The following is a 7,412-nucleotide window of genomic DNA, read 5'->3' as shown; positions in this document are numbered from 1 at the left end:
GTCCTGGCCGACCGCCGAGGCCAGCACGCCCGAGCCGACGTACGGCACCCCGGACAGCTCAAGGAGCCCCTGCAGCGTGCCGTCCTCCCCGTAGGGGCCGTGCAGGACGGGGAAGACGACGTCGACCTCGCCGAGCGCCTTGGGCACCGAGCCCGGTTCGCTGTAGACGACCTCGCGGCTGGCGGGGTCGACGGAGAGCACCACCGCGCTCTCGACCGAGTCGGCGAGCTGCTCCACCGTCGGCGTGCGCCGCTCGGTGATCGCCATGCGTTCGGGCTCGTCGGCGGTGAGGGCCCACCGGCCGTCCGTCGTGATGCCGATCGGCAGGACCTCGTACTTGGTCCGGTCGAGGGCGGCGAGGACGGCGCCGGCGGTGACCACGGAGATCCCGTGTTCGGAGCTGCGCCCGCCGAACACGACGGCGACCCGCGGCTTGCGGGACGGCTGCGGATGCGAGGAGGTGGCTTCAGCCATGTGATGTGCTTCTTTCGCTCGGTCGCTCGTGAAAACAGGGGTGAGGGGGAAAGCCGCGGATTCGAATGGGTCGGGGCCCTGTCACACAGCCATGTCCCGGGTGACGCCCCGAGTCACCAGTGCCGACCTCAACGCCCTCACCGCGTGGTAGGAGCGTGACTTGACCGTTCCACTGGGGATGCCCAGCTCCTCCGCCACCGTGCTGATGCTCAGGTCGAGGATGTAGACACGCTGCAGGATCTGCCGGTGGTTGTCGCTCAGGTCTCTCATCGCGTCCCGGATGATGAGCTCGGTGAGGACGGAACGGGTGTGGTCGGTTGCTTCGTGGTCATCGGTCTCCACGTCGGCCGCAGCTTCGAAGCGGCTCCCGTGTGACCGGAACTCGTCTATGGCCAGATTCTTGATGACGGTCTTCAGCCATGGTTTGACGCGCAACTCTCGTTCCGGCCTTCTGCGCAGCTGTAGCCAGGCCCGCAGCATGGCCTCCTGCAACAGGTCCTCGGCGCGGTGCCAGTCACCCCCCAGCTTGTGGTGAGCGAACCGCCGCAGGTCGGCGCCATGTTGCTGATACATGCCGACGATGGTGTCGGACGACTCGACATCGAACGTCGCATCGTCCTCGGACTTCTTTTCTGACGGCAACTCTCTGACCTCCTCGTGCACCCCGAATTCCCGCTTGGAGGTACTCGCAAGTTTCTTGTCATCTCATTGAGTCGCTGCTTGTCAGGACTGGATGACATCGGACGAGAGGTCAGTTGTCTTCGATATCGAGAACGGTGAGCCTCACAGAACGCGATATTACTGAGGGTGCCCGGCGCCCATCGACGGATGAGCACTGATTGGTCATCATGTGAGCACTACCGCGCTGTGCCTCCCCCTTGGTGGGGCAGGCGCAGCGCGCTAGCGACGGCGTCAGCCGCTCAGCGAGGCCCGGGAGACGGGGAAGTCGAAGTAGGTCGCCGGGAAGGGCTCCGCGGACAACGTGAAGTGCCACCACTCTTCGGCGAGGTTCACGAACCCGACGGACTCCAGCCCGGTCTTCAACCGCATCCGGTTGGCTGCCTGCGTCGCGCCGACGCGGGGGTCAAGGGTGTGGGACAGCGTGTCGAAACAGTCGAAGCCCGTACCCATGTCTATGGAGTTGTCGGGGAATCTCTGCTTCGCGGGCGCGTAGCACGGGACGAGTTTCTCGCCGGGTACGTAGGGGCGGGTGGTCGTGACCGGCAGCTTCACCAGCGTCAGGTCCACCGTGCTGCCGCGACTGTGTCCGGACTTGGCCGCGATGTACCCGTCGGTGAAGAGATCCGACTTCTCGACCTGCGGGTAGAACTCGTCTTTCATCAGCTCGTCGTCGAGGTCCTCGGCCCAGCTGACGAACTGATCCACGGCGCGCTGTGGCCGGTAGCAGTCGTACACCTTGAGGCTGTATCCCTGTGCGAGGAATTCCTGCTGTGCCTCCGCAAGGGCCTGGGCCGCCGCAGAAGTGAGGATGCACAGTGACTCGTCGTAGCCGGCTATCTTGCTGCCGACGAAATTGTGAGTGGTGTAGTACCGAATGTCCTGAAGAATTGACGGAGCGACGTCCTTCAGCGACACGAATGCGGCCGGAGCTGTCTCGTCCGTGGCGGCCTGCGCCTTGCCGGGCCCGCTCAGGGTGGTCAGGAGAATGGCTGAGGCAAGGGCGAACAGCATAGTGAAACGCCGGATTGTGTTGCTCTTCTTGGTGGTCACGATCGAATACTGAACATCATGTGGCGAGTCGAGGCAACCCGACCTCGTATTCACGACGCCCGCTCGGGGATCAGCTTTCTCAGTCTGGCGAGTGGCGCCAGTGAAAGGCCCATGACCAGCAAACCGAAGAGCTCGGTCGATCGGACGAGGCCGTAGCGGCCGGCCAGGATCCCGGCGGCCAGTACCGGCACGCACATCGCCAAGTAGGTGATGGTGTACACGGCGGCCATCAGACCGGCCCGCTCCGTCGCGTCCGCGGTGGCCGTCACAAGGCGTACACCGCCCTGGAAGGCAGGACCGAAGCCGAGACCGGCGATCGCCGTGCCCGAGTAGAGGACGGCACCGGAGTCGATGTGCACGGCGACGAGGGTGACGCCCACTCCGCAGGCGACCAGCAGCGAGCCTCCCAGAGCCGTCCGTTCTGCCGCTGCTTGCCGGGTGAGCAGGACGGCCGGCACCGCGCAGGCGGTGAGCACGGACACGATCAGCCCGTTGCTCACCGACGATCCGGTGACCCGCTGGATCAGGTCGGGCCCGAGGGACAGATAGAAACCGCCCAGTGCCCAGACAGCGACGAAGACCGGAGCCGTGAGCATGAGGGCGGGACGGGTCGACCGAGGTGTCCGTACCCGGGGGCGCAGGGAGCGCAGAGCACCGGGCCTGCGGGCCCCCGGCTCGGGAACGAAGAGCAAGCCGACCACCTGTGCGGCCATGGCGGCGAGCAGGACGGCGTACACGACGCCCGTGCGGGCGGGCCAGAGATCCAGCAGCACACTGGTGACGAGGGTCCCGGACGCCATGCCGACGAGCGGAGCCACGCTCACGAACAGGGCCCCTCCTCGCTCCGTGACGTCCAGCAGGGCGGCCCCCAGAGAACTGGTCGCCGCTCCGGTCGCCAACCCCTGCAACGTCCTGGCGACGACGAGCGAGGTCATGCCGTCGGCTTGCAGGAAGAGCAGCATCGACAGCGCTTCGAGCGCCAGGGAGCCCCAGATGACCGGACGCCGACCGACGTGATCGGAGAGTGCGCCGACCGTCAGCAGCGATGCCAGGACGCTCAGGCAGTACGCGCCGTAGATCAGTGTGATGGCACCTGACGTGAGGTGCCATCGCATCTGATACTCGTGGTACAGGGGCGTGGGGGCGCTGGACGCCGCGAGGAATGTGACGAGGACGACGGATAAGAAGACAGCCGCGTTGCGGTCGCGCGTCACCTGTCTGTGCGGTCGCACTGGTATCGGTGACACGCGGACCGTCTGCTGGCTCAGCTCATGCGGCATCGCGTTCCTTCTTGCAGGCAGGGGCAGGCTTCCGGAAGCCGTAAGAGGGGGCCCGGGTGCGTACACGGGGGCGTGAACGCGTCCGTGCGGGCGTTCACGGTGAGAACGGGCGGAGTCGGAGGACGGTTCACTCCGGGAAGGGGCGCGCCGCACAGCGGTGACGGTCATGCTGTGTGGCAGGTGTCCGAGTACGCGGTACCCGTCCGTTGCCGTGCCGGCCGGTCAGGCTGTCGGTGGGCCGCTGATGTACACGCCGTCGCTGTCGTAGGGCCAGGCGTTGGCCGTGCAACCGTGCAGACCTTTGATCTGCTGCATCATCACGGGTGCGGGTCGTTGCTCCCCGGGGCATGTCTCGTGGCCGTGGCCGAGGCGATGCCCCACCTCGTGGTTGATGATGAGGGCCCGGTAGTCGTGCAGGGAGCCGTCGAACTGTGGTGATCCGAGCATCCAGCGCTTGAGGTTGACCACGACGACGGAGCCCACCGAGCAGTTGACCTCGCCCTGGGTGTCCAGGCCGGCGGCCCCGCAGGTGGCGTCGACCGTGCCGGGCGAAGCCACCTGCACGGTCAGTTCCGCCGGCTCCGAGGAGACCAACTGGAACGCCTGGCCGCCGGCCGTCCAGCCGCGAGGATCGGCCAGGACGGAGTTGATCTCCCGGGCCGTGTCCGCCAGGGACAAGTCCAAGGAGGTCTCGACCTGCACCCGGTACCTCATGGGAGTGCCTGATCCGACCGGACCCAGGCTCTCCTGAGCGGTGGTGAACTCTCCCGATCCGGTGAGCGGCACAGTCGGGGTCGGGGTGGCTGTCGATGGCGTCGGCCGCGGGGTCTTCGCCGGCCGAGCCTGTGCGGTCGGGACGTCGGGCGGGGTGCTGACGGCGTCGTCGGCAGGAGGTGTCTGACCTTGGCACCCACTCGTCAGGGGAACGAGCGCCAACAGCGCACAGCCCAGTAGCGCGGCGTTGAGCCGCCCCCTCTTGAGGTTCTTGGTGCGATCGAACAGGTGTCGCCGCATGGTTTCTCCCTTGGAGCGCGAGGTGCGCTGGTGTGCGGAAGGTGTACGCATGGGCGTAACGGCTCGGGGTGGTACGAGGTTCAACGTGCTTGATCCTGCGGCTGGCGCACTAAACCCACCCTGCGTGAGACGACGGACCGCAGTCCGCGGGGTCCCTCGGATCGAGTCGAGCAGACCTCTTCTGAGCGGTCACATCTGAGCGGGGGGCTGGCACCACCGTGATACACGGGCCGGCCCCCTCGCCCGCCGGGCCGCGTACGCACATGCTGATCACGGCTCCGGATCAGTGTCTGACGCACTGACTACCAAGGAAGGACCCGTCGTTGATGACGCGACACATTCATCGCTTCCGCGGAAGCGTCCTCATGAGGGTGACCACCGCGGCGGTCCTGGCGGGAGTTCTCGCCGGCAGCGCACTGCCCGCTCAGGCGGTCACTCAGCACGGTGGCCGGTCGGCGGACCTGCGCCGACTGCAGGACCTGGTGCACGAGGACGGGTTCCCGGCCGCCCTGGCCGCGGTGAGAGGCCGGTGGGGACAGACGTCGGACCTCACCGCGGGCGTCGGCGAGCTGCGCGGCCGTACCGAGGTCCCCGTCGACGGGATGGTCCGAGCGGGCAGCAACACCAAGACCTTCACCGCGGTGGTGGTGCTGCAACTGGTGGGGGAGGGCGTGGTCCGTCTCGACGCCCCGATCGAGGACTACCTGCCCGGACTGGTCCGAGGCGAAGGTATCGACGGCAGCCGTATCACCGTGCGTCAGCTGCTGCAGCACACGAGCGGGCTGCCCGACTACGTGTCCGGCCTCGACGACTTCTTCGCGATCCGCGACACCCACTACGAACCGACTGAACTGCTCGACCTGGCGCTCTCGCGGAAGGCGCACTTCGCACCCGGTACGCGGTGGGAGTACAGCAACACCAACTACCTGCTGGCGGGGCTGCTCGTCGAGGAGATCACCGGGCGCACGGTGGCGGAGGAGATCACTCGCCGTGTCATCCGCAAGGCCGCTCTGCGGCACACGTACTTCCCCGCTCCGGGGGAGCGAACCATCCGTGAAGCACATCCGCACGGATACCACGCCACCGCCCCCGGCGCTCCACTGCGTGATCTCACCGTCTTCGACCCGTCCTGGGCAGGGGCGGCGGGACAGTTGGTCTCCACACCCCGTGATCTCAATCGTTTCTTCACGGCGCTCATGGACGGAAAGCTGCTGCGGGCGGAGCAGTTGCGCCAGATGCGCACCACGGTCGCGGCACCGGGCACCTGGCCCGGTGCCCGGTACGGGCTCGGCCTGTTCAGCACCCCGCTGAGCTGCGGAGGCCTGGTCTGGGGCCACGGTGGTGACATCCCGGGATACGAGACGCGGGGAGGAGTCACCGAGGGCGGACGCGCGGTGACCGTGGCGGTGACGGCCTTGCCGTCGGCGGTACCGGAGCCGGAAGCCGCGGCCGCACACGTGCTGGACTTCGTCGACCGGGCACTGTGCGGGTGACATCGCGAGGGCGTGTCGGCACGGCGGAGGGACACGGCGCACGTCCCTCCGCGCGCCGACTCGCAGTCAGTCGCCGAGCGGCGGTCGCGAGCCGCTCCGCGGTCGTCCTGTGACGCGCTTCATGCGAACCGTGGTTCGTGACGCACCGTTCAGGCAGTGGCATGACCAGATGTCGGCCGTGGCGGCTCCGGCCTCCGCCCGCGTGGCACACGAATCGGAAGTAGCTGATGCACACCATGAAGGACGGCGCGACCGTGTGGCTCCCATACCCCCGGGAGCAGATTCCCGGCCTGCCGGACGACTTCACCTACGGCCACTGGGACGGCTCCGGTCCGTTGCCCGGGGATCCGGGTGAGGTCCGGTTCCTCACGGGACCCCCAGCGCCGGGCGCGGACCAAGCGCTGCGGACGGTGCTGCCCCGCATGGGCCGACTGGAGGTCTTTCAACTGCTCAGCTCGGGATACGACTACGTGATGCCGATGCTGGACGACATGCCACCCGGCACGAAGCTGGTGACGGCGCGCGGAGTGCACCGTGAGGCTACCGCGGAGCTGGCCGTCACCCTTCTGCTGGCGCTGTGCCGCGGGCTCGACCAGTTCGCCGTCCGGCAGGCCGAGGGACGCTGGCGCCCTGAACCGCGGACCACTCTGGTCGGCAAGCGGGTACTGGTCGTGGGGTACGGCGCCGTGGGCGCGACCGTCGCGGCCCGGCTCCGCGCGTTGCGCTGCGAGCCGGTCCTCGTGGCCCGCAGCGAGCGCACCACCCCAGCGGGACATGTGCACGGAGCGGAGCAGTTGTCCTCGCTGCTGCCCACGGTGGACGCGGTGGTGCTGTGCGCACCGCTGACGGAGTGGACCCGTGGCATGTTCGACGCGGACACCCTGGCGCTGCTGAGGGACGGAGCCTTCCTGGTGAATGTCGCGCGCGGGGAACTGGTGGACACCGGCGCCGTCGTCCGGGAGGTGCGCGGCGGCCGGCTCCGGGTCGCGCTCGACGTGACGGACCCGGAGCCCCTCCCCGGCGGCCACCCCCTCTGGAACCTGCCCGGCGCGCTGATCACTCCGCACGTGGCGGCGTTCACGGACGCGTTCCCCTCGATGTCCGTGGAGTTCCTCTGCCGGCAGTTGCACCGATACGCGCGGGGTGAGGAGTTGGAGAACGTCGTCCTGACGACGACAGCCGGGCCTCTGGGCGGTGAGCGGGCTGCCTAGACACCCGCGGACCGCCGCCGCGCGCCTCGGCGCGCCGGAGGCGGCAGAACCGGACACGGAACTCGCGCAGGTCCTTGGAAACGTCGAGCGCGGCGGGCACGAGACCCCTGGTGCTGCTCGGCCGGCCTTCGCACGCTCTCGGATACGGGCCGAGTCGCCCGCGGCCGCGCCCGGCGACGGCGGTGCGGCGGGCCTTGTCGCCCGACCGG

6 protein-coding genes and 1 pseudogene are annotated in these 7,412 nt (G+C 68.3%); 2 read left to right on the top strand and 5 right to left on the bottom strand.

The window, feature by feature from the left end; all coding sequences use genetic code 11:
• From J7I94_RS22545 to J7I94_RS22525, 5 genes and pseudogenes are all read right to left on the bottom strand, one after another.
• A pseudogene (locus J7I94_RS22545) lies at window positions 1-474 on the bottom strand (D-alanine--D-alanine ligase A); the annotation flags it as partial.
• An 81-nt stretch (window positions 475-555) separates the two neighbouring features.
• Window positions 556-1,137 (bottom strand): sigma-70 family RNA polymerase sigma factor, encoded by a 582-nt coding sequence (locus J7I94_RS22540; RefSeq protein ID WP_215169339.1) that lies wholly within the window; start codon window positions 1,135-1,137, stop codon window positions 556-558.
• A 249-nt stretch (window positions 1,138-1,386) separates the two neighbouring features.
• Complete coding sequence (locus tag J7I94_RS22535; RefSeq protein WP_215169345.1) at window positions 1,387-2,166, bottom strand: M15 family metallopeptidase; 780 nt, start codon at window positions 2,164-2,166, stop codon at window positions 1,387-1,389.
• A gap of 89 nt (window positions 2,167-2,255) precedes the next feature.
• Entirely contained in the window at window positions 2,256-3,485 is a 1,230-nt protein-coding gene (locus J7I94_RS22530; RefSeq protein WP_285442719.1) for an MFS transporter, read from the bottom strand.
• Between the two features lie 222 nt (window positions 3,486-3,707).
• Window positions 3,708-4,499, bottom strand: coding sequence for a DUF3152 domain-containing protein (locus J7I94_RS22525; RefSeq protein WP_306522339.1), 792 nt, complete (start codon window positions 4,497-4,499; stop codon window positions 3,708-3,710).
• A gap of 365 nt (window positions 4,500-4,864) precedes the next feature.
• Here J7I94_RS22525 and J7I94_RS22520 point away from each other — a divergent pair, with 365 nt between their 5' ends.
• Both J7I94_RS22520 and J7I94_RS22515 read left to right on the top strand, forming a co-directional pair.
• A complete protein-coding gene (locus J7I94_RS22520; protein ID WP_215169332.1) occupies window positions 4,865-5,992 on the top strand; it encodes a serine hydrolase in 1,128 nt (375 codons plus the stop codon).
• 227 nt (window positions 5,993-6,219) lie between these two features.
• A complete protein-coding gene (locus tag J7I94_RS22515) occupies window positions 6,220-7,203 on the top strand; it encodes an NAD(P)-dependent oxidoreductase (protein WP_251075560.1) in 984 nt (327 codons plus the stop codon).
• Window positions 7,204-7,412: the final 209 nt, after the last annotated feature.

Origin of the sequence: Streptomyces sp. ISL-12 (assembly GCF_018614415.1) — a bacterium.
Lineage (GTDB): Bacteria > Actinomycetota > Actinomycetes > Streptomycetales > Streptomycetaceae > Streptomyces.
This window is presented reverse-complemented; position numbering and strand designations above follow the sequence as displayed.